This window comes from Caulobacter sp. FG7 (assembly GCF_057808875.1).
The window spans coordinates 130,301-152,344 of record NZ_JBMDIW010000008.1 but is presented as its reverse complement, the minus strand read 5'-3'; the positions used below and the strand labels follow the sequence as shown (position 1 = coordinate 152,344).

Annotated in this window: 20 protein-coding genes and 1 tRNA gene; 9 read left to right on the top strand and 12 right to left on the bottom strand. The window is 68.3% G+C overall.

What is annotated here, in order from left to right:
- Positions 1-181: 181 nt before the first annotated feature.
- The 5 genes from ACODR1_RS08990 to ACODR1_RS08970 all read left to right on the top strand — a co-directional run bounded on the left by ACODR1_RS08990 (position 182) and on the right by ACODR1_RS08970 (position 7,373).
- Positions 182-3,175: a TonB-dependent receptor gene (locus ACODR1_RS08990; protein WP_488880132.1), complete on the top strand. Its 2,994-nt coding sequence runs from the start codon at positions 182-184 to the stop codon at positions 3,173-3,175.
- Positions 3,176-3,318: 143 nt separating this feature from the next.
- A complete protein-coding gene (locus ACODR1_RS08985; RefSeq protein WP_488880131.1) occupies positions 3,319-4,842 on the top strand; it encodes a response regulator in 1,524 nt (507 codons plus the stop codon).
- Positions 4,843-5,005: 163 nt separating this feature from the next.
- Positions 5,006-5,734: a helix-turn-helix transcriptional regulator gene (locus ACODR1_RS08980; protein ID WP_488880130.1), complete on the top strand. Its 729-nt coding sequence runs from the start codon at positions 5,006-5,008 to the stop codon at positions 5,732-5,734.
- A 274-nt stretch (positions 5,735-6,008) separates the two neighbouring features.
- Entirely contained in the window at positions 6,009-6,830 is an 822-nt protein-coding gene (locus ACODR1_RS08975; RefSeq protein ID WP_488880129.1) for an acyl-homoserine-lactone synthase, read from the top strand.
- 111 nt (positions 6,831-6,941) lie between these two features.
- Positions 6,942-7,373 carry a helix-turn-helix domain-containing protein gene (locus tag ACODR1_RS08970; RefSeq protein WP_488880166.1) on the top strand — a complete coding sequence of 144 codons (432 nt, stop codon included), beginning with the start codon at positions 6,942-6,944 and terminating at the stop codon, positions 7,371-7,373.
- Positions 7,374-7,448: 75 nt separating this feature from the next.
- Here the strand turns inward: ACODR1_RS08970 and ACODR1_RS08965 are convergent, their stop codons facing one another.
- From ACODR1_RS08965 to ACODR1_RS08950, 4 genes are all read right to left on the bottom strand, one after another.
- On the bottom strand, positions 7,449-7,802 hold the full coding sequence (locus tag ACODR1_RS08965; protein WP_488880128.1) for a PilZ domain-containing protein: 354 nt from the start codon (positions 7,800-7,802) through the stop codon (positions 7,449-7,451).
- Between the two features lie 96 nt (positions 7,803-7,898).
- Complete coding sequence (locus ACODR1_RS08960; RefSeq protein WP_488880127.1) at positions 7,899-8,264, bottom strand: hypothetical protein; 366 nt, start codon at positions 8,262-8,264, stop codon at positions 7,899-7,901.
- A gap of 38 nt (positions 8,265-8,302) precedes the next feature.
- Positions 8,303-9,952, bottom strand: a complete 1,650-nt coding sequence (locus tag ACODR1_RS08955; RefSeq protein ID WP_488880126.1) for a pilus assembly protein TadG-related protein — start codon at positions 9,950-9,952, stop codon at positions 8,303-8,305.
- Positions 9,953-10,378 (bottom strand): TadE family protein, encoded by a 426-nt coding sequence (locus ACODR1_RS08950; RefSeq protein WP_488880125.1) that lies wholly within the window; start codon positions 10,376-10,378, stop codon positions 9,953-9,955. It lies immediately after the preceding gene.
- 262 nt (positions 10,379-10,640) lie between these two features.
- Here ACODR1_RS08950 and ACODR1_RS08945 point away from each other — a divergent pair, with 262 nt between their 5' ends.
- Together ACODR1_RS08945 and ACODR1_RS08940 are read left to right on the top strand one after the other, a co-directional pair.
- Complete coding sequence (locus ACODR1_RS08945; protein WP_101719394.1) at positions 10,641-11,543, top strand: PAS domain-containing protein; 903 nt, start codon at positions 10,641-10,643, stop codon at positions 11,541-11,543.
- Between the two features lie 130 nt (positions 11,544-11,673).
- The gene (locus tag ACODR1_RS08940) at positions 11,674-12,063 is read left to right on the top strand and encodes a helix-turn-helix domain-containing protein (RefSeq protein ID WP_488880124.1); all 390 of its coding nucleotides are present in this window, start codon (positions 11,674-11,676) and stop codon (positions 12,061-12,063) included.
- Positions 12,064-12,075: 12 nt separating this feature from the next.
- Here the strand turns inward: ACODR1_RS08940 and ACODR1_RS08935 are convergent, their stop codons facing one another.
- The 3 genes from ACODR1_RS08935 to ACODR1_RS08925 all read right to left on the bottom strand — a co-directional run bounded on the left by ACODR1_RS08935 (position 12,076) and on the right by ACODR1_RS08925 (position 13,986).
- Positions 12,076-12,558 carry a protein activator of alkane oxidation PraB gene (locus ACODR1_RS08935; RefSeq protein WP_488880165.1) on the bottom strand — a complete coding sequence of 161 codons (483 nt, stop codon included), beginning with the start codon at positions 12,556-12,558 and terminating at the stop codon, positions 12,076-12,078.
- Positions 12,559-12,817: 259 nt separating this feature from the next.
- Positions 12,818-12,894, bottom strand: a tRNA-Met gene (locus ACODR1_RS08930).
- 42 nt (positions 12,895-12,936) lie between these two features.
- Positions 12,937-13,986, bottom strand: a complete 1,050-nt coding sequence (locus tag ACODR1_RS08925) for a glycosyltransferase (protein WP_488880123.1) — start codon at positions 13,984-13,986, stop codon at positions 12,937-12,939.
- A gap of 173 nt (positions 13,987-14,159) precedes the next feature.
- Here ACODR1_RS08925 and ACODR1_RS08920 point away from each other — a divergent pair, with 173 nt between their 5' ends.
- The gene (locus tag ACODR1_RS08920; protein WP_488880122.1) at positions 14,160-15,407 is read left to right on the top strand and encodes a PQQ-dependent sugar dehydrogenase; all 1,248 of its coding nucleotides are present in this window, start codon (positions 14,160-14,162) and stop codon (positions 15,405-15,407) included.
- Positions 15,408-15,411: 4 nt separating this feature from the next.
- Here ACODR1_RS08920 and ACODR1_RS08915 read toward each other — a convergent pair whose 3' ends face one another.
- The 4 genes from ACODR1_RS08915 to ACODR1_RS08900 all read right to left on the bottom strand — a co-directional run bounded on the left by ACODR1_RS08915 (position 15,412) and on the right by ACODR1_RS08900 (position 17,514).
- Positions 15,412-15,780: a hypothetical protein gene (locus ACODR1_RS08915; protein ID WP_101719401.1), complete on the bottom strand. Its 369-nt coding sequence runs from the start codon at positions 15,778-15,780 to the stop codon at positions 15,412-15,414.
- Between the two features lie 66 nt (positions 15,781-15,846).
- Positions 15,847-16,968: an NAD(P)/FAD-dependent oxidoreductase gene (locus ACODR1_RS08910; protein WP_488880121.1), complete on the bottom strand. Its 1,122-nt coding sequence runs from the start codon at positions 16,966-16,968 to the stop codon at positions 15,847-15,849.
- Positions 16,958-17,251 carry a type II toxin-antitoxin system RelE/ParE family toxin gene (locus tag ACODR1_RS08905; RefSeq protein ID WP_488880120.1) on the bottom strand — a complete coding sequence of 98 codons (294 nt, stop codon included), beginning with the start codon at positions 17,249-17,251 and terminating at the stop codon, positions 16,958-16,960. The genes ACODR1_RS08910 and ACODR1_RS08905 overlap by 11 nt, the downstream gene beginning before the upstream one ends.
- A complete protein-coding gene (locus tag ACODR1_RS08900; RefSeq protein ID WP_488880119.1) occupies positions 17,248-17,514 on the bottom strand; it encodes a hypothetical protein in 267 nt (88 codons plus the stop codon). Before ACODR1_RS08900 ends, ACODR1_RS08905 begins: the two co-directional genes overlap by 4 nt.
- Positions 17,515-17,626: 112 nt before the next feature.
- Between ACODR1_RS08900 and ACODR1_RS08895 the strand changes: the two genes are divergently transcribed.
- Positions 17,627-18,445 (top strand): TonB family protein, encoded by an 819-nt coding sequence (locus ACODR1_RS08895; RefSeq protein WP_488880118.1) that lies wholly within the window; start codon positions 17,627-17,629, stop codon positions 18,443-18,445.
- 10 nt (positions 18,446-18,455) lie between these two features.
- On the opposite strand, the gene ACODR1_RS08890 is transcribed toward ACODR1_RS08895, so the two are convergent.
- Complete coding sequence (locus ACODR1_RS08890; protein WP_488880117.1) at positions 18,456-21,902, bottom strand: indolepyruvate ferredoxin oxidoreductase family protein; 3,447 nt, start codon at positions 21,900-21,902, stop codon at positions 18,456-18,458.
- Between the last annotated feature and the right edge of the window lie 142 nt (positions 21,903-22,044).

The window sequence follows — 22,044 nt, the reverse complement described above, 5'->3', positions numbered from 1 at the left end:
CAGTTGACAGCCAAAGAACGCAAGTATGCAATCTCGCAAAGTCGAAGCAGGTCTGCCGGACACCTGCACGCCGATCTCCGCAACGGAGATACGACAATGAAAATGTGCGGCGACGAGGAAACAACGGGACGCGGATAGGGGCCGCCAACAAGGCGTCATCGCGTCCAGGGAGGGATTTCGAATGACGCAGACCCCGCGCTTGCGGCGCCTCTTGGCCATGGGCGCTTCCGCCGCCGTGCTGACCGCCGTGGCCGCCCCGGCCGCCTTCGCCCAGACACAGGTTCCGGCCAAGCCGGCCTCCGACAACGTGATCGAGGAACTGGTCGTCACCGCCCAGAAGAAGGAGGAAGCCCTCCAGGACGTGCCGATCGCGGTCTCGGCCTTCAGCCAGGACAGCCTCGAAGCCCAGAAGATCGACGGCGGCCCCAACCTGCAGCAGGCCATCCCGAACGTCAGCTTCGGCAAGAGCAACTTCACCAACAGCTTCAACTTCCAGATCCGCGGCATCGGCTCCAAGGGCGTCGGCGTCTCGGCCGACAGCGGCGTCGGCGTGCACGTCAACAACGCCCCGCTGCAGGCCTCAAACCTGTTCGAGGCCGAGTTCTACGACGTCGAGCGGGTGGAAGTGCTGCGCGGCCCGCAGGGCACGCTGTACGGCCGCAACGCCACCGGCGGCGTCGTCAACATCATCACCGCCAAGCCGTCCGATCGCTTCGAGGCCCTGGGCCGCGTCGAGTACGGCAACTACGACACCAAGAAGGTGCGCGGGATGGTCAACATCCCGATCGTCGAGGAGAAGATGGCCCTGCGCATCGCGGGCGCCCTGGTGCAGCGCGACGGCTTCGTCACCAACACCTTCAACAACCACAAGGTCGACGACCGCGACCTCTATTCCACCCGCGTCAGCCTGGCGGTGAACCCCAACGAGCGCCTGCGCGTCAACCTGATGTGGGAGCACTTCAAGGAAGACGACAACCGCGCCCGCATCGGCAAGCAGCTCTGCACCAAGGACGACGGCCCGGCCACGGTCGGCGGCGTCGCCACCGGCACGTCGCGCCGCTACCTGACGCAGGGCTGCGCCTCGGCCAGCCTCTACAGCAACGCCGCCTACGGCACGGTCAACACGTCCGGCACCCTATACGGCGTGCTGGGCAACCTGGTGGGCTTCACCAGCGGCGACCTCAACGCCGGCGACACGGTCACCAAGGACCTGCGCGAGATCGAGACCCGCTTCGACCCGATCTACCGATCGACCTCGGACGTCTACCAGTTCAACTTCGCCTATGACCTCACCGACCAGCTGACCTTCACGTCGCTGAGCTCGATCAGCACGGGCGACATCTATTCCAAGCAGGACTACTTCCGGAACATCTCGCCGGGCACGTTCAACAACACGGCCTTGACGCCGGGCGGCAACTTCACCGATCCGCAGACCGGCACGGCCAACACCTTCCTGACCTACGACATCTCGAAATCCAACGCCAAGCAGATCAGCCAGGAGTTCCGCTTGCAGTCGGCCTTCGACGGACCGATCAACTTCAACATCGGCGGGATCTATTTCGACTACCGCGGCACCACCGACTACTACGTGGTCTCAAACGGCCTGACGATCTCGGCCCTGGCGCTGAACTTCCAGAACACGGGCAACCCGAACTGCAATCCGACCACCACGGCCAACTGCATCGGCATCGACACCTCGCCCAACCCGACGGGCGAGGGCCACAACTACTTCGACAACCGCACGCCCTACCATCTGAAGGCCACGGCGCTGTTCGGCGAGGTCTACTGGCAGGCCAGCGAGGACCTGAAGTTCACCCTGGGCCTGCGCCAGACCCACGACAAGAAGACCTCGGACAACATCTCGACCGCCCTGCTCGCCCCCGGCTACGGCCTGATCACCGGCACGCCGGCGCAGCAGAAGTCGGACTTCAAGGAACTGACCGGCCGCCTGGGCTTCGACTACAAGGCCAACCTGCCGTTCACCGACGAGACCCTGCTCTACGCCTTCTATTCCAAGGGCTACAAGGGCGGCGGCGCCAACCCGCCGGGAGCCATCGGCGTGGCCGGCGTGGCGGCGACCTACCAGCCGGAATTCGTCAACGCCTACGAGATCGGGGCCAAGAACACCTTGCTGGGCGGCAGCCTGCTGCTGAACGCCACCGGCTTCTACTACGACTACCAGGGCTACCAGATCTCGAAGATCGTCAACCGCACCTCGGTCAACGAGAACATCGACGCCACCGTCTGGGGCGTCGAGCTCGAAACCCTGTGGCAGCCGGTCAAGGGCCTGCGCCTCAACGCCAACGTCGGCTACCTGAACACCAAGATCAAAGACGGCGTGTCCTCGATCGACGTGATGAACCGCACCCAGGGCGACCCGGCCCTGACCCTGGTCAAGGCCGCCCGGCCGACCGCGGCGCTGGGCAGCAACTGCGTGCTGACCACCGCTGGCGTGGCGACAATCATCGGGTCGGGCCTGGGCGGCACCCTGCCGCTGGCCTGCGCCGGTCCCGGCACCGGCGCCAGCAGCTACTACAGCAACCTGGCAAACACCCTCTACACCCTGCCCACCGCTTCGGGCGGCGCGGGCCTGACCGCGGCCCAGGCCACGGCCGTGCAGACCATCCTGGCGGCGGCCGGCGGTCCGGCGGCCGGGGCCTCGACCCTGGCCGGAGCCCTGATCTCGCAGGGCTTCACCCCGGCTCAGGCCACCGGCCTGGTGACGGTGGCGCTGACGGCCAACACCCTGGCCAACGGCGTGGGCCTCTACAACTACGCGGCCGGGGCCTCGATCGACGGTCGCGCCGCCGACCTGTCGGGCAACGAACTGCCCAACTCGCCGCACTGGACCCTGTCGCTGGGCGCCCAATACACCTGGGACCTGCCGTCCGGCTGGGCCGCCACCGTGCGCGGCGACTACTACCGCCAGAGCGAGCAGTACGCCCGCATCTACAACACCGAGTACGACCGGCTGAAATCCTGGGAGAACGTCAACCTGACGCTCAAGATCGAGAAGCCGGAGCTGGGCCTGTCGATCGACGCCTATGTGAAGAACCTGCTGAACAAGACGCCGATCACCGACGCCTACACCACCGACGACACCTCGGGCCTGTTCACCAATGTCTACACGCTGGAGCCGCGCCTCTACGGTGTCAGCCTGACCAAGACCTGGTGAACCTGATCGGGCCGGATCGGCTCGAGGACGAAGGGCGGCGGAAGCAATTCCGCCGCCCTTCTGCTTTCAGTGCTGTGACTTAACGACTCTGCAAGGCCAAGTCGTCCAAGCTGTGAATTCCCCGACGACCAGCCCCCGGCCGCATGGAAACGCTCGCCCGCCTCATCGATCGCCGCGATCCGGTCGATCCCCACACGTCCTGCCGAACGGTGCTGGAGATCTTCGCGAGCGAGCCCGCCCTCGCTGCCCTGGCGGTGACGCAGGACGGCGCGCCCATCGGTCTCGTGTATCGCGACGTCTTCGTCGGCCAGATGCTGGTCGCCGCCGAACAGCTGAACGCCCGCCCGATTTCGGAGGTCATGGACCCCGAACCGCGCAGCGTGCGCGTGGCGATGGAGCCGGGCGTCTTCGTCGACGCCCTGGCCCAGAGCGCCACCCCCGTCTTCCGCACCGCCTTCGTCGCCACCGACGAGAACGGCCATTATGTCGGCGTCGGCGGCTTGGCCTCGCTGCTCGCCTCGCATCGCCGCAAGCAGCGCGAGGCTCGCGAGGCGATGGGCCTGGTCGAACGCATGGCGCACGACATCGGCCTGCACCTGGACGGCGTCCAGGCCTTCACCGACCGGCTGGAACAGCAGCGCCTGGCGCCCGACGCGGCCGCCTGCGTGCGCGCCATCAGCGACACCAGCCGCGACATGAGCGACATCCTTGGTCGGGCCATGGACCTGCACCGGGCGGCCACCGGCGGCCTGTCGCTGTCGCCCGAACCGACCCGCCTGCGCGACCTGGCCGATGCGGTCGAGGCCCGCTGGGCCCCGCGCGCCGCCGAGAGCGGCTCGACCCTGCTGTTCTCCTATGACGGCGAGCCCGAAGCCGCCGCCCTGGTCGACCCCTCTCGCCTGCTGCAGGTGTTCGACGCCCTGATCGACGGCGCCCTGGCCCACGGCCGCGGCGTGATCGAGGCCAGCCTGCGGGCCCGTCTCGACGACGGCCGCCTGCGCCTGGAAGGCGACGTGCGCGACAACGCCGCCGCCGTCACCGCCGAGGAACGCCTGGCGCGCGTATTCGACCCGCTGGGCGAAGGCCGCATGGACGACCGCGCCGAGATGGCCCTGGGCGTGGGCATGGCCCTGGCCCACCGCGTGCTGCGCGAGATGGGCGGCCAGGTGCGCGCCGAGCCCAACCGCGGCGCCGGCCTGACCCTGCGCTTCGCCCTGACCGCTCCCACCGCCGAAGTCGAGACCCACGACGAGGAAGACCTTAGCGTCTCGGCCCGTCCGGCCCACATCCTGATCGTCGACGATAACGCCACCAACCGCATGGTCGCCGAGGCGCTGTGCGAGATGTTCGACTGCACCTCCGAACAGGTGGCCGACGGCGTCGAAGCCGTCGAGGCCGCCCGCACCGGCCGCTTCGACCTGATCCTGATGGATATCAAGATGCCGCGCATGGACGGGGTGGCCGCCACCCGCGCCATTCGCGAGCTGCCCGGCCCGGCCGGCGCTGCCCCGATCGTCGCCCTGACCGCCAACGCCGGCCCGGAGGACGTCGCCGTCTACCTGGCCGCCGGCATGCAGGACGTGGTCGAAAAGCCGATCAAGCCCGAGCGCCTGGCCGTCGTGCTGAGCGCCCTGCTGAGCGGCGAGGACGAGCAGGAAGCCGCCTGAGCGCTTTCGCGTCAGTATAGACACCTCAACCATCGCGAAAGCTGGACAGCCAAGAGTTGCCAAAAGTGTTGGCTTGAGTAAAGCCCGCGACACATCGACGCCGCTACTGGCGCCGCCGCTTCACCACCTCTAAGTTGATGGCGTGGCGGGAGACGGTAGCGGCGTGTTGAATTCGGCCGAACAGCAGGCCTGGGAGTTCCTGAGCAAGGCGCCGCACTACGGCGCGCCGGCCGAGGTCGAAGCCCATTTCGGGCGCGCCCTGGCCGCCTTCGGCTACGACCGCTTCGCCGCCACCCTGGTCAACGCCGAGCGCTACGGCAAGGAGCCTCCGGCCCTGTCGCGCCAGGACTTCGAGACCTGGGATGCGCGCTACTGGAGCGAACGTCACGTCGTCCACGATCCCTGCGTCAAGCTGCTGCTGAAATCCTCCAAGTCGTTCGCCTGGAGCGACGCCAAGCCGCTAGGCGACCAGCGGGCCCAGGCCATGTGGGGCGAGGCCTCCGAGTTCGGCATGAACGACGGCTATGTCGTGAGGGTGTTCGGCCCGGCCGGCCACGAGGTGCTGATCCGCATGGCCACGAACGCGCCCGACACCGACCCGGCCAACCGCGCCGTGGTCGAGAGCCTGGCCACGGTGTTCGGCACCATCATGCTCAAGCACTGGGAACTGCAGGACGACAAGCCCGACTACGGCGTGATCTCCGAGCGCCAGGCCGAGTGCCTCTACTGGGCCAGCCGCGGCAAGACCGACTGGGAGATCGGGGCGATCCTCGAACTGTCGCCCCGCACGGTCCACCACCACATCGAGGCGGCCAAGAAGCGCCTGGGCGTGGTCAAGCGACAGGAGGCGGTGATGAAGGCCGGCGAACTGGGCCTGCTGAAGGCCGTATGAGAGACCACGCGCGTAACGCTGGAATATGAAATTTCACAACCTTGAATGTGCTCCGATCATCTGTTAGGTGTTCGACATAGCGTTTCGCACCAGCACTGCTTGGCCTTGCGAAACCCTTTTGCGCCAAGGTGTGCGTCAGCGCACAGAAGCGCCCTCCCCGATCATTGGTAATGACCGCACGGACTGGGGCGGCGCGTCGCATAGGCCGTTTGGCCTATCGGCGATTGGGCGGATCATGCCGCCTAATGCGGGCTGTCCAGAACGGGGGACAGCCATGATCCACATCATCACCTGCGAGAACCGCCACCTCTACGGGCCCCAGCTGTGGGCCATGCACGAGGAACGCCGCAAACAGTGCGTCGAGAAGAACGGCTGGGTCGACCTGGTCGTGCTCGACGGCGGCGAAGTCGACGACTACGACGACGCCCGCGCCATCTACCTGCTGGGCTTCGACGAGGACATGCAGCTGGAGGTCGGCCTGCGCCTGCGGCCTACCGACGACCGCTGCATGCTGGCCGACAAGTTCGCCCACCTGATCGCGCCGGACGAGACCCCCAAGAAAGGTCACGACGTCTGGGAGGCCAGCCGCCTGTTCACCACCGAAGCCTATCGCGCCAAGAAAGGTCCGGGTCGGGGGACCCGGGTGTTCGAGGCCTGGGCTGCGGCCATGGAGCTGGCGCTGGTCAACAACGTCACCCGCTTCGTCGGCATGATCGACATGGCGCTGTACCCCGGCATCATGAGCTCGCCGATCGACACGCGCCTGGTCGGCCTGCCGCGGCCGTACGAGTTCGGAATCGTCGCCGGCTCGGAAATTCCCCTGTCGCGAGAACTGTTGCAGCGGGTGCGCGAATCGATCGCCATCGAATCGACGGTCGGCTATCACGTCGACGAACTCGACCTGCGGGCCTTCGGCGATCTCGCCGCCGTGCAGCGTCAGGTGCTGCGGGCGATGACGCCCCAGATTCTTCCGGGTTCGGAGCGTGACGAAACCCTTTCCGCAGAAGCGCTTTACCGCTTGCACGACGCTAGCGGCCAAGCTCGGCGGATCTGGAACGATCGCGGTCGGAAATCGGAGTTTCAGCTTAACGCTTAGGCGGAGCCCAAGCTCCACCTCAGCGACGTAGCGCCGCACCTGTCCTAGCTCGGCTTTCGCCTACGCCCCGGTCGTGTCATTTTACACAAACAACCGTTGGAGGCGAAAAAGTTGAGTGAAGAAACCGAAGGCCGGCGACCCAACCCGGTCGATCTGCACGTCGGCGGTCGTGTCCGTATGCGTCGCAAGCTGTTGGGCGTGAGCCAGGAACAACTGGCCGATTCCCTGGGCCTGACGTTCCAGCAGGTCCAGAAATACGAACGTGGCGCCAACCGCGTCAGCGCTTCGAAACTGTATGAAATCGCCCGCACCCTTCAGGTGCCGGTGTCCTTCTTCTTCGACGGCCTTGCCGACCCGATGAGCGGCGCCGAAGAGGACGAAGTCGGTCACCACGCCGAACGCGTCGTTCAGGAATTCCTGACCACGCCGGAAGGCCTGGAACTGGCCGAGGTGTTTCCGAAGATCAACCGCGGCCGCGTCCGCCGCCAGGTCGTGGACCTCGTCCGCGCCATGGCCGAGGAAGCCGCCCGCGCCGACGCCTGATCCTCGCGATAACCGAGTAAAAGCTTAGAAGAGCCTCGCCTCCCCCCAGGCGAGGCTTTTTCTATTGGGGCCCTGTCAGCCGGTGCTGGCCCGGCTCTGCGCCGCCAGCCAGATCCGCTTGGCCGTCTGCAGGCTGGCGGGCGCCAGGCCCCGCAGGTCGTGACTGCGCAGGAAGGTCAGGCCCAGTTCGCGGTCCTTGCGCCAGGCCACCTTCACGTCATGCGCGAAGCCGCCGACCAGATCGACAAGCTGGACATTGGGCGGCGGGGTCGACCCCGACAGCATCAGGATGCGTGCGCCGCCGTCCGAGACGTCCTTGATAACGCAGTCCCAGGCGAAGGCGCCGCACAGCACCTTGCCCGACCTGTTAGTATTCAGGCGCGGCGCAGCGCGACGATCGGCCCCCGTGCCTGAATCAAACTTCGACATGACCTCAACAACGCACGGCGCGGTTAATCGGTCGTCGTTTTAGACGGTTTTTCCGCTGTTTACCTAAGCTTGGCCGTGGATAGTTCGGACGTCGGCTCAGGCTGCGTCCCGCCCAGGCTCGGGCCTCCAGCCGTTGTTCAGCAGGTCCAGCGCCATCAGGTGCGCCAGTTCCAGCACCTGGCCTTCGAGGCTGTCGAGCAGCTCCAGGCGGCGCGAGGGCGACGGCGTATGGGCGTAGAGCGCGCACAGCACGTGCAGGCGGGCGCGGATGCTGGGCGGCTGGAAGGTCGAATGCAGCACCGACGGCGTCGACAGCTCGGCGTCGGAAACCCCGCGGCGGCCGAACGGCCCGGACGGCGCGTCGTCGGGCGCATCTCCGAGCCCCGGCCACGACGAGCCACCCTGACCCGCCCCCCCTTGTGCTGGCGCCTGACCCTGCTGCTGCGACGACTTCCTGGACATGACTGAACTACGCTTTCCTTCCTCGGGGTTAGAACTCATCAGGCCACCAGGGCCGGGGCGCCGCAGCGCATGCCGTTGGTCCGCACGTCAGCCTCGCCCAGGCCCACCCCGACCAGGGCGGTCAGGCGGTTGATGGCCACGTCCAGGGGCGAGGCGGCGGCCGCCAGCAGCGGCTTCAGGGCGGCCAGGATCGACGACTCTCCCAGGCCCAGCTGCAGGCCCAGCAGATTGACGTCCAGCGACAGGTTGCCGATCAGGGTGGCCACCGTGGTCGACACCAGGTCGTTGGTCTTCACGGTCTTGACCGTACCGGCCGCAACGTCGGCGCTGCTGAACACGACATTGCGGAACGTCGCGCCGCCGAGGTCGACCTTCGACGAGCCGTCGACGGTGAACAGCGGGGCCTGGACGATACGGCCCTTGGTCGGGGTCAGGCCGACCTTGAAGTTGTTCAGCTTGGTGGTGTCGACCTGGCCGATGGTCAGGGAGCCGACGCTAGGCTTGACCGCCAGGGTGGTCGTACGCGCCTTGCAGTCCAGCGCGGCCAGCTTGGCCTCGCCCGAGGCCAGCTCGACCAGCAGCGGCACCTTGACCTGGGCCAGGCCGCCCAGGATGCCCGACCCCAGGAGCTTGGCCTCGACATAGAGCCGCGTCTGGGCGGTGCGGATCACCACCGACTTGTCCTGCGTCACGGTCATGTACGGCGAATTGTTCATCGGCTCGCCGATGGCCAGCCAGGCGTCGACGTCGGCCAGTCCGGGAACGGCGGCTCCCAGGTCCAGCTGCACCTGCCGGGCGCCGTTGCTGAGCATCAGCATGGCGTTGGCCAGTTGCATGGCGTCGGTGCCAATCCCGGCGCTGGAGCCGCCGGCCACGTGGTCCTGGCCGCCGTAGGGGCCCAGATCGACCAGGGTGCTGAGCTTGACGCTCTGGCTGGAGGCCGTCGCCGAAGCCAGCACGGTGGCGGCGCTGGCGGCGCGGCTGTCGCCGGCGGCGTTCAGCACGTCGGCCAGAACCGACAGCGCCTTGCCCGTCTTGACGTTGGTCGCCAGCAGGTCGTCGTAGCTGGCGGCGTTGATCCCCAGCTTGGTGTCCAGCGCATCGAGATAGTCGAACAGGTCGACATCGGCGTCGGCCAGGGCGTTGTAGTCCATGACCGACAGGCTGACCTTGCTGCCGGTCAGGCCGGTCAGCAGGGCGTTGGCCACCCCGGCGTCGAGGCTGGCCAGCCGGGTGCCGATCGAGAAGCTGGCCAGGTCGGCGCGCGTGGCCGTAGCCTGGCGGCGGATCGGGATCTTCTTCTTGCCCAGCAGGGCCTGGCCGAAGAACAGGTCGGCCTCGCCGTCCAGAACCACGCGGGCGGCGTCGGGCTCGACCTCGCCGGGCTTGAAACGCTGGCTGGGACCGCCCGTCGCGCGAGGATCATAGCGACCGCGCGCGACCTGCGCAGTAACCGCGCCCCCGACCGGGTTGACCTCGACCGTGGCGTTGGCCGCGGCCTGGGCGCGGGCGATATCGCTCGCGGCGGCCAGGGCCGCCAGGTCGGCCACGCCCTGCAGCCGGCGCGCCTGCAGGTAGACCGAGCCCACGTCGACGGCCAGGGCGGCCAGGCCGACACCCCCGGTCAAGGTGGCCGCGGCGATGATCGCCACGCCCCCCTTCTGGTCGCGAAGCCAGCGGCGCATCATTCAGTAGCCTCCCAGGCGAACCGAGGCCTGGCGCGTGATCATGCTCGACGGCATCGGCGCGATCTTGGCGAAGGCGAAGACGACGGTCTTGGAGGCGTCGTAGGAAACCGCGACCACGGTGCGGTCGGAGCGCTCGGTGACGGTGGTCTTCACCAGGCTCGTGTCGAGGCCGGAATAGTCGGCGATGCCCTCGGTCACCGCGGCCTTGGCCAGCGAGGCGCGCTCGGCGCCGGTCAGCCCGGCCACCGCGGCTCGCGCGGCGTCGTTGGCCACCTGCTGCACCGAGTGAGCCATCCAGAAATAGGCGCCCCAGCCGAGCATGCCCACCACGAGCATGATGAGCATGGGGGCCACGAGGGCGAACTCGACCAGGGCGGTCCCGGTCCGGTCCGCGCCGAACTTCTGGAAGAACTGCTGTTTGCGCATCTACGCCTCCGCACATCCCTTCGGTTGCGACATGAGCGTAAGTCGACCTTGGCTGTCGGCGAGTTCCCACGGAAAATCCGCGTTATTTGAAGTTCGCGTAGTTGAGAACTTGGCCTTAGTGCGACGTTGTGCCGCTGGGATAACACTGTTGTCCCCAGACTCGCGTGGCGGTAACTTTAAGTCGCAACCAACCAACCATTCCGAGAGTTTGTTTCAGCGATTGCGGAGCGTCCGGATTTTGCGTGGATCTGGAGAGGGTGACATGAAGTCGCGCGACATCGCACCGGCCAGGGTGACCGCCGGGGAGATCAGCAGGAATTTCGGCCAATGGCAGGACGTAGCCCTGTCTGGCCCCGTGATCGTGACTCACCACGGCCGACCAAGGGTGGTGATGATCTCGGCCGAGCACTACGCGGCCGCGGGCCTGGCCGAAGGACCGGCCGGCTTCGACAACGATTCCGCCTTGCAGACCGCCGAGACGGCCCGGTCGGCTGTATTGGGGCATCTGAACGAGGCCTTCGTGGCGCTCGACCCAGACCTCAGGATCACCGCCGTCAACGCCGTCTTCGAGGACCTCAAGGGGGCCAGCGCGGCGCAGCTGGTCGGCCTGGCCTGGACCGAGGTGTTCAGCGCCCCGGTGCAGGCCCTGATCGGCGAGCAGTTCCGCCGTGTGCTGCGCACCGGCGAGACGCTGGAGTTCGAGTCGGAATCGACGGTGCAGTCGGGTCGCTGCTTCGGCGTGCGCGTGTTCCCCTATCCCGGCGGCGTGGCGGCCTTGTTCGTCAACCGCACCGAAGAGCGTGACCTGCGCGCTCGCCTCGACCGCGCCGCGGCGCTGGAAACCGCTCTTTCGGTGCTGCCGGACGTGGCCACCGCTCGCCTCAACATTCGCGGCGTGCTGGCCTCGATGGACGCCGACTTCCTGCGGCTGACAGGCTTTTCCGAGGCCGAGCTGCGCGACTGCCGGCTCAGCGACATCGTCCGGCCGGCCGAACGCCGCGCCCTGACCCAGGCCGTCGAACACGCACTGCAGGGCGACGCCCCCACCCGCCTGCCGGTGACCCTGCTGGTCAAGGACGGGGCCGAGCGCACGGTCGAACTGGCCCTGGCCACGGTGCGCCGCGACGGCGTTCCGGAGGGCGTGCTGGCGGTGCTGTCGGCCTGATCCCGTCGCGCCGCCGCGGATCGAACTTGACCGGACGGAACATTCGCGTGGGCGCGCGCCTGGACGCTTGTGTTTTCAACGCCCGCGAGGCAAAGCCAAAACGTTGATTTTCGTATACGGAAATAACGTCATGGCGACACCGCCTCCCACGCACCCGATCGACCGGCACGTCGGCGCGATGATCCGCGCCCATCGCCGCGCGGCCGGCGTCTCGCAGGAGGAGCTGGGCACGGCCCTGGGCCTGACCTTCCAGCAGATCCAGAAGTACGAGACCGGCGAGAACCGCATCAGCGCCTCAAAGCTGGTCGAGGTGGCCCGGGCTCTGTCGCTGCCGGTCGGGGCGCTGTTCGAGGGCGTCGACATCGTCGCCGCCGGCGGCGAAAGCCTGATCGCCCGCTTCATGAGCCTGCGCGAAGTCGCCCAGTTCATGGAAGCCGCCGTCGCCCTGCCCGAACCCGTGCGCAACGAACTCTTCCGCCTGGCGACCGTATACGCGGCCGAAGCGCAGGCGGCAGGCTGAGGTCGCGGCTGCCTACATGATGGTCACCGAATGCGAGGCGGTGAGCGTGCCGGTGACGGAGCAGCCTGGCGACCCGGGCACGGTCGCGCTCGAGAAGGTGACCGTGCTGGGGGCCCCGTTCGTCCAGCTGGCCGTCGTCGCGCCGCCGCAGGTCCAGGGTGAAGTGAAACCCATCCAGATCATGACCGAGGACGTGCTCGTCGGCAGAACGATCCAGGGCGTTCCGCTGGCCGTCAGCAGATAGCCGCATGCCCAGGAGCCAGGCTGGATGGCCACGCTGGAGATCACCGCCGTGGCGCCGCTGCTGTCGATGCTGCCCGTCATCTCGACCGCGCAATCGACGCTGGCGGCCTGCGGGTGTTCGACCGTCAAGCTTCCGCTCAGGGTGAAGTTCGAGACGGGACTGGGCGTGAACGTCGCGGCCGAGGCCGAACTGGCGGCGCCCGCGGTCGCTAGGGCAATGGCGGCGGACAGGACGGCTGCGCACTTGATCACGCTCAACTCCCCACGCTTTGTTGTTATCTGCCGCCAATATTTACATTGATATAAATTATCCGCAACCAGCCTCTTCAACCCTGGGACGCGTATCGCAACAAGCGATCGGCGAGGGCGACGAGCCGCTCGCGGCCGGCGTACCGGAATTCGCTTGGGCAGCTTGAATGGAGGGATCGCCCACTGCCTCGAAAGCCAAGGCAATTTCGCCGCAGCCAGCGTTGAAGCGGAACAGGATCAACGGATTGTCGGGAGAAACCGTTGGTGGCTGGGGGCGGGATCGAACCGCCGACCTGTGGGTTATGAATCCACCGCTCTAACCATCTGAGCTACCCAGCCGCCGAAGCGGAGCGGGCTTATAAGCGCAAACCGGGGCGGGCTTCAAGCCCGGTTTGCGATCTCATCCACAACTGCGCTCAAACGCTTGGCCAGGCTGTCAGGACCGTAGTCGGCCAGCACAGCTTCCCGCGCCTTTTTGCCGAAAACGACCGACGCGGCAGGATCGGCGATCAGGTCAGCCAGGGCGTCGGCCAGGGCCGCAGCGTCGCCGGGCGGCAGCAGGCGGCCGCTGGCGCCCTCGACGATCATCTCGTCGGGCCCGGGAATGGCGCTGGCGGCGACCGGCAGGCCGACGGCCATGGCCTCCAGCAGCACCAGCGGGAATCCTTCCTGGTAGGAGGGGAAGGCGAAGACGTCGCCCGTGGCCAGGAAGGCCGAGGCGTCGCGCCAGCCGACCAGCCGAACGCGGTCGCCCAGGCCATGCTCGGCGATCAGGCCCTCCAGCTTGCCGCGCTCGTCGCCCTCGCCGGCGATCTCGACCTCGAAGGCGAGACCCCGGTCGCGCAGCAACGCCGCGGCCGCGATCAGCACGTCGAAGCCCTTCTTGGGATGCAGGCGGCCAGCGGCGACGATGCGCGGCGGCCGTCCGGCCTGCGCGAACGGCTGGGCCAGCGTGGTGGGGATCTTCACGGCGTTGGGCACGAAGTGCACGCGGTTCGCCGGCACGCCGCGCTCGACCGCCAGTTCGGCCAGGTGGCGGCCGACGCAGATGTAGTCGGTGCGAGTGGTCTCCACGTCGAACACCGGCTTGTGGACGCAGATGGCCAGGCGCGCCTCCTTAGGCGCGGCCTTCTCGAACAGGCGGGCCGGTCGCTGGCCGTGGCTGAGGATGATCGCCGGCTTCACCGCCCGCACGATCCGCCCGGCCGCGCCCAGGGTCAGCGGGTCCCAATCGGTGTGGGCTGACATCGACAGCAGCGGCGGCGTCCGCCCAGCCTGCGCCTTGGCCACGGCCCCGCCGCTCCGGACCACGCCCGCGCAGATCCCGCCCCGGCGCGCCGCCCAGGCCTCGAGGATCGGCTGGTAGTCGAGGAACACCTGCTCCAGTCCGCCCAGACCCTTGCCCAGCATGGCGTGCAGGATGGCGGTCAAGGGCGGGCTCCGGAAACGAGTGGGGAAACGAATGGGGGAAGCGCCGGAACCTTCATCGCGCCGCGGTCGGTGTCAATGAGCAGCGAAAAATGGGAGCGGCGGAAAAAGGAAGCGGCGGAAAATGGGCCGCCTCCCCCTCGCCCGCCGGACGAAAAGGCGGTTATGGTCGCCGCATGCGTTCTTCCCTGATCTTCGCCGCCTCCGCCCTGCTCGCCATCGCCGCCTGCGGCCCCGGCGAGGCCCAAGACAGCAGCGCTCCGGCGGTCACCGCCGACGGCGGTCCGGTCGAGACCCGCCCCGCCAACGCGCCCGACCAGAAGCCCGCCTTCGCCGGCCAGACCCGGGCACCACTGAAGGCCGCCGGGGTCGAGTATCAGGTGCAGGTCGTGGCCAAGGGGCTGGACCACCCGTGGGCCATCGCCTTCCTGCCCGACGGCTCGGCCCTGGTGACCGAGAAGGGCGCCGGTCGCCTGCGGATCCTGGCCAAGGACGGCAAGCTGTCGCCCGCCGTGGCCGGCCTGCCGGCTGTGGACGTCAACGGCCAGGGCGGCCTGCTGGGGCTGGCGATCGATCCGCATTACGCCGAGAACGGCCTGGTCTATTGGAGCTACGCCGAGCCGCGCGACGGCGGCAACGGCACGGCGGTGGCCCGCGGCAAGCTGGTCCCCGGCGCCGCCCCCAAGCTCGAGAACGTCCAGGTCATCTGGCGCCAGACCCCGACCCTGGCCTCCTCGCTGCACTTCGGCGGGCGGCTGGTCTTCGCCCGAGACGGCGACCTGTTCGTCACCACCGGCGAGCGCTCGATCCTCGAGGGCCGCATGCAGGCCCAGCGCCTGGACGGCACGCTGGGCAAGGTGGTGCGGATCAAGCCCGACGGCTCGATCCCGACCGACAATCCCTTCGTCGGCCAGGCCGGCGCCAAGCCCGAGATCTGGTCGATCGGCCACCGCAACCTGCAGGCCGCTGCGATCAATCCCAAGACCGGCGAGCTGTGGACCGTCGAGCACGGCGCCAAGGGCGGCGACGAACTGAACATTCCCCGCGCCGGCAAGAACTACGGCTGGCCGTCGATCACCTATGGCGAGGAGTATTCCGGCAAGCCGATCGGCGACGGGATCACCGCCAAGGAAGGCCTGGAGCAGCCGATCTACTACTGGGATCCGGTAATCGCGCCTTCGGGCATGGCCTTCTACGAGGGCGCGCTGTTCCCGGCCTGGAAGGGCAGCCTGCTGGTCGGATCGCTCAAGGAGCACCACATCGCCCGCCTGACGCTGGACGGCGACAAGGTGGTCGGCGAGGAGCGTATCGCCGTCGAGTTCGGCGAACGCATCCGTGACGTCGTCGTCGGCCCCGACGGCGCCGTCTGGGCGGTGACCGACGAGGACGACGGCAAGGTTATCCGGATCGTCCCGAAGGGCTGAACCGCTAGTCCACCTCGCGCCGGGCGCGCCAGGCCTTGCGCGCCTCCGACGGCTTGCCCTTGACCAGGGCGCCGGCCGCGAGGCCCGCCAGGAACGAGGCGGTCGGGTGGGCCAGAATGATGTCGGCCACCCGCTCCTCGATCGGGGCCTTGCGCTCCTTGGCCTGCTGGTTGGACTGGGCCAGCGCCCAGATCGCCACCACCGCCGCCGCGATCGCCGCGACGATGGCGTGGGCCCAGGCCGCGCCGACCAGCGAAGCCAGGAAGGCGAATACCGCCATCGCGCCCGAAATCGCGGCGATCGCCGCCGCCATGACCAGGCCCGCGCCGCGCACCAGGCGCGAAGTCAGCCTGTCGATGAAATCGTCCACCATCGCCCTCTCCGTCGAACAGCCTGTTGGGTTAACGCACGAGGCGGGGTTTGGTGTCAGCCAGCCGACTTAAGGCGCATCGGCCAGCAGGTCGGCGACCGCCTCGCCGATCGCCAGGCTGCTGGTCAGGCCGGGGCTCTCGATGCCGAATAGCGCCACCAGGCCCGACAGGCCATGGGTGTCGGCGCCGCGCAACTGGAAGTCGGGCTGGGGCTCGTCGGGGCCGTGGATCTTGGGCCGCACGCCGGCGTAGTCGGGCGTCAGCGCGCCGTCAGGCAGAGCGGGCCAGAACTTGCGGATATAGGCGGCGAAAGCCTCGGCCCGGTTCGGATCGATCGAATAGTCCGGCGCCGGGACGTACTCCAGGTCGGGGCCGAACACCGCCTGGCCGCCCATGTCGTTGCGGTAGTGGGTGCCCAGCGCCCCATGGATCGGCGGCGGATAGACGAGGCGCTGGAACGGCGCCTTTCCCGTCAGGCGGAAATAGACCCCCTTGCCGTAGTGGGCCTTCGGGATCTGCGCCTTCGGAAAGCCCTCGATGCTGGCCGCCACATCCTGGGCCGAAAGGCCCGGCGCGGTGACCAGCAGGCGGCAGGTCAGGCTGGTCGGCTCGGCGCCGCCGGCCCGGACGGAAAAGCCGCCAGCTTCCAGAGGGGTCGCGCCCTCGAAAGGTGTAGACAGAACCACCGCCCCGCCCGCGGCCTCGATCTCGCCGTGCAGGGCCAGCATGTAGTCGTGGCTGGCGAAGACCCCGCTTTCGGGCGACAGCAGGGCGGCGTGGGCGTTGAGGCCAGGCTCCAGGGCCTGGGCCTGCGCCCCCGTCAACCGCTCCATGCCCTCGACGTCGTTGGCCAGGGCCTGGTCCCAGATGGCGTCGAGGCGGGCGATCTCGTCGTCGCTGGTGGCCACCACCAGCTTGCCGCACTTCTTGTAGGGCGCCTTGTGGGCGTCGAGGAACGCATAGAGCCGCCGCCGCCCCTGCACGCACAGGCGGGCCTTCAGCGATCCGGTCGGATAGTAGAGCCCGCCGTGGATCACCTCGGAATTGCGCGACGAAACGCCCTGGCCGATGTGGCCCTGCGCCTCCAGCACCGCCACGACCAGCCCCCGCTGCGCCAAGGCGTAACCGCAGGCCAGCCCCACGGCGCCGGCGCCCACCACCACGGCGTCGAAATCGAAGTCAGAGGTCATGTGATGATCTTCGGCAGCCGAGCGCCGTGGATGACGCGCTCGATGAACACCGCCTCCTCCGAATGCGGTAGAGGATGACGTAAGGCTTGACGGAAAGGCCTCGCACGCCCTCGCCATACACGGGAAGAAGCGGCGCCATCTCGGGCGTCACCCGCAAGGCCTCCGCGCTTTCGATCAGCCGGGCGACAAGACGACGCGCCGCCATGGGACGGTCGGCGGCGATCCAGTCGCCGATGCCGATGAGGTCAAGTTCCGCGCGCCGCGAGAACCAAAGACGCTTCAATCCTCGCCCTCGCCATAGCGCTGGCGCAGCTTGGCAATCACCCCTTCGGCGTCTTCGTAGTCGCCTTCCGCAACGGACGCCGCGATGGAACGACGGACATCCTCGGCGGCGCCGAACTCCAGGCGATCGGCAAAGACCTGGCAAGCGACCAGAACCGCCTCGCCAATGCTCCCAAGCTGCCCATCCTCGACGGCCGGACCAAAGCGTTCGGACAGGGTGGACGGAATGAAGTGCCTATCAGGATCTCGAACCGGCTTGTTCATGACGGAAAGCCTAGCACGAAGCCCTGCCGACGCCATCCGCTCCCAAGCTCGACCATTGCCAAAGCCGGCTCGGCGTGGTCAGCCGGAGATTGTGTCCGGAGCCTCGACGTCCATGCGCATCCCTGTCCTGCCCGCCATCGCCCTGCCCTGCGCCCTGCTGGCTGCGACCGCCCAGGCGCAGACGCCGCCCTACCACCGGCTGACCGGCGACAAGGTCGTCTGGAACCGCAAGCCCGAAGGCGGCGACATGGCGGCGGCCTATCCCCACGCGGCCATGGACGCCGAACGCGGCGGGGCGGCGGTGCTGGAATGCCTGCTCACCCCCAAGGGCGGCGTCGCCGACTGCGTGGTGCTGGCCGAATCCGAGCCCGCCTTCGGCGAGGCGTCGCTGAAGGTCGTGCGGAAGTTCGGCTTCGACCCGCGCAAGGCGCCGCCGGAAGCCCTGACCGGGGCAGTCGTGGCGATCCCGATCAGCTGGGGCGCGCCCCAAGCCGTGCCGCCCTCGCACCTGGAGTATGTCGCCGGCCGCCGCGCCTATCTGATGACGCCGACCAAGGCCGGCGGGAAGATCGCCTGCGGGACCAAGGCCGCACCCGACCAGCGCTGCGAGCTGCACGACCTGTCCTGGGACAGGCAGCCCTATCTGGAAGACACCGCGCTCGCCGTGAGGAGCGTCAACGGCGGCCCTCCCATCACCGGCCTGCTGTGCACCACGCGCCCGGACCGCCAGCTGGACGGCTGCGAGCCCCTCGGCGAACCGACGGACGCGCAGCTGAACGCCATGGACCAGCTGGCCGGGATGTTCACCGCCAAGGCCGAAGCCGACGACAAGACCCCGCTGGCTCAAGGCCGGGTCATGCTGCGGTTCAACTGGCCGGTGCTGCGGCGGGCGGTCGACGCCAGCCGCCTCAGCCCGCCGACCAAGCCCTGACGCCGCCCGCTCAGGCGGCGCCCTCCCACTGCCCCCACAGCTTGGTCGCAGTCGCCTTGGCCTTCTCGACCGACGCTTCCTTGACGTGGCCATAGCCGCGGATCTCGGACGGAACCTGGGCCAGCTTGAGGGCCAGCGCCTTGTTCTCCGGACGCAGGCCCGCACCCAGGCGGTCCAGCGTGACCTCGTAGTCGGCGATCAGGCCGCGCTCCATCCTGCGCTCCTCGGTCTTGCCGAAGATGTCGAAGGCCCCGCCGCGCAGGCCCTTCATGCGGGCGATCATCGGGAAGGCCAGGTCCAGCATCCAGCCGCCGAAGGCGATCTTCCGCGGCTTGCCGTCCTTGCCCTTGGGCGCGATCAGCGGCGGCGACAGCCAGACCTTGGCCTTGCCGCCCTTGAAGGTCCCGGCCAGTTCCTGGGCGAAGCGTCCGTCGGTATAGAGGCGAGCGACCTCGTACTCGTCCTTGTAAGCCATCAGCCTGTAGAGGTTGGTCCCCGCCGCACGGGTCAGCGGCAGGTCAGCCCCCTCGCCCACCACCGCGACCTCGGCATGACGCAGCTTGGCGATGCGCTCGGCGTAGCGGGCGGCGTAGTGGGCGTCCTGGTAGGCGACTAGGTCTTCCACACGGCGAGCGATCAGGGCGTCCAGCGGCTCGGTCTCGGGCGTTACGACCGCCACCGGCTTGTCGCCGGCCGCGGCCGGGTCGAAGGCGATCTGGCGGCCCAGTTCGAAGGCCTGCAGGTTGGCCTCGGCGTCCACCCCGTTCAGCTTGATGGCGCGATAGAGGGCGCGGCTGGAGACCGGGATCACCCCGCGCTGCCAGGCGAAGCCGACCATGATCATGTTGGCGTAGATGGCGTCGCCGAAGCGGGCCTCGGCCAGGCGCTGGGCCGGGCAGGCGTCGAAGGCCTTGGTGGCGGCCTTCACGCGGCGGGCCATGGCCCCGCCGTCGAACTTCACGTCGCGACTGGTGACGAAGTCGGCTGTAGGGGCAAAATCGCTGTTGCCGAAGGCCATGGTGCGGTCCTTGGCGTAGAGGGCCAGGGCCTCGGGGCTGGCGGCCACCAACAGGTCGCAGGCGATCAGCACGTCGGCGCTGGCGGCAGGCACGCGGCCGCCGACCACCGTCTCCTCGGTCTCGCCGATCTTGACGTGGCTGAACACCGAGCCGCCCTTCTGGGCAAGGCCCGTCATGTCGACTACGCTGCCGGCGCGGCCGTCGACGTGGGCGGCCATGGCCAGGATCGAGGCCACGGTGGTCACCCCGGTGCCGCCGACGCCCGTGAAGATGATCCGGCGTACGCCATGGAACTCTTCGAAGGCCGGCAGCGGCGTGGAATCGGCCGACAGCGGCGCGGGCTTGGCCTTCTCGCCGGCCTTCTCGGCCCCTTCCAGGGTCACGAAGGACGGACAGAAGCCCTCCAGGCACGAATAGTCCTGGTTACAGCTGGACTGGTTGATCTTGCGCTTGCGGCCGAAGGCGGTGTCGAGCGGCTCGACCGACACGCAGTTGGACTTCACCGAGCAGTCGCCGCAGCCCTCGCAGACCAGCGGATTGATAAAGACCTTCTGAGTGGCCTTGGCCATGGTCCCGCGCTTGCGGCGGCGTCGCTTCTCGGTGGCGCAGGTCTGGTCATAGAGCAGCACCGTGGTCCCGGGCGTGTCGCGCAGGGCCTTCTGCACGGTCATCAACTCGGACCGCGGAAACACCTCGACCCCGGGGGCCAGATCGGTGACCCCGGCATAGCGTTCCAGCTCGTCGACGACGATGACCGTCTTGGCCACGCCCTCGCTGGCCAGCTGGCGGGTGATCTGGGCCGGGGTGAAACCGCTCTCGGCGCGCTGCCCGCCGGTCATGGCCACCGCGTCGTTGAACAAGAGCTTGTAGGTGATGTTGGCCCCAGCCGCGACGGCCGCGCGGATGGCGAGCGAGCCGGAGTGATTGTAGGTGCCGTCGCCCAGGTTCTGGAAGACGTGCTTCTCGGTGGTGAAGGGGGCCGCGCCCACCCAGGTCAGGCCCTCGCCGCCCATGTGGGTATTGAGGTCGGTCGAGGGATCGTTGAAGCCGGCCATGTAGTGACAGCCGATACCCGCCAGCGCCCGGCTGCCTTCGGGCAGCTTGGTCGAGGTGTTGTGCGGGCAGCCCGAGCAGAAGAACGGCTTGCGGGCCTGGTCCGAGGCCAGGCTGACGGCGGCGACGCCGGCGGCCGAAACGCGATTGAGGTAGGCCCGCGCCCGCTCCATGTGCGGTCCGTCGGGCAGGCGGTCGTAGATCGCCAGGGCGATTTCGGCCACCGACAGCGAGCCCAGCTCCGAGAGCAGCGGATGGCCCTTCTCGTCGGTCTTGCCGATGATCCGCGGACGGGCCTGGGCCGGCAGGTCATAGAGAGCGGCACGGGCCTGAGGCTCGATCAGGGCGCGCTTGTGCTCGATGACCATGAGCGTTTCGAGGCCGGCGGCGAAGGCGCGCAAGCCCAGCGGCTCCAGCGGCCAGGGCATGCCCACCTTGTAGACCGACACGCCCAGGTCGGCGGCTTCCTGCAGGCTCATGCCCATGGCCGAGAAGGCCTCCAGCACGTCCTTGTAGGCCTGCCCTTGGCAGACGATGCCCAGGCGCGCCTTGCCGACCTTCACGTGCGAGCTGCCCAGCACCACGCGGTCGATCTGGTTGGCGCGGGCGAAGGCCAGGGCGGCGGGGATCTTGTGGAGGCGGAGGCGGCGCTCCTTCTCCATCGGCTGGTCCTTCAGCCGGATGCCCAGCCCGCCGGGCGGCATGGCGAATTCGGGAATGACCGCCTGGTGGCGACCCAGCGAGACGTCGATCGTGACGCCGCTGTCCATGGTGTCGGCGAGAGCGATCAGGCCGGTCCAGAGCCCCGAGAACCGCGACATGGCGATGCCGAGAATGCCGTAGTCCAGCACCTCCTGCACGTCGGCGGGCGACAGGACGGGGATCTCGAAGTCCTGGAAGGCGAACTCCGACTGCGACGGCAGGGTCGAGCTCTTGCAGGCGTGGTCGTCGCCCGCCACGGCCAGGACGCCGCCGGTCGGGAAGGTTCCGGCGAAATTGGCGTGCTTGAAGACGTCGCCGGTGCGGTCGACGCCGGGAGCCTTGCCGTACCACATGCCGAACACGCCATCATGCGTGGCGCCGGGGAAGAGGTTGGCCTGCTGGCTGCCCCAGACCGCGGTGGCGGCTAGGTCTTCGTTCAGGCCTTCCTTGAAGACCACGTCGTGCGCGTCGAGCAGCTTGCGAATGCGCGCGGCCTGCTGGTCGAGGCCGCCGAGCGGCGAGCCGCGATAGCCCGACATGAAGCCGGCGGTGTTCAGGCCGGCGAGTCGGTCCAGGCGCTTTCTATCGAGCAGCACACGGAGCAGCGCCTGCACGCCAGTGATGAAGGCGCGACCATCTTCGAGCACATATTTGTCGTCGAGCGTGACTTCCGAGTGCCGCATGGCAAAAATTTTCCTCCCGGGTCTTTTCGCCCGTAAGGCAATATCTTATAGAAGCGCGGAAATTGTTTGCCCAAGGCGTGCCCGACTCGGGCGGGCTTTGCGCAAGATCGACGCGTCAAACACCCTCTGGGGGGAGGAATTC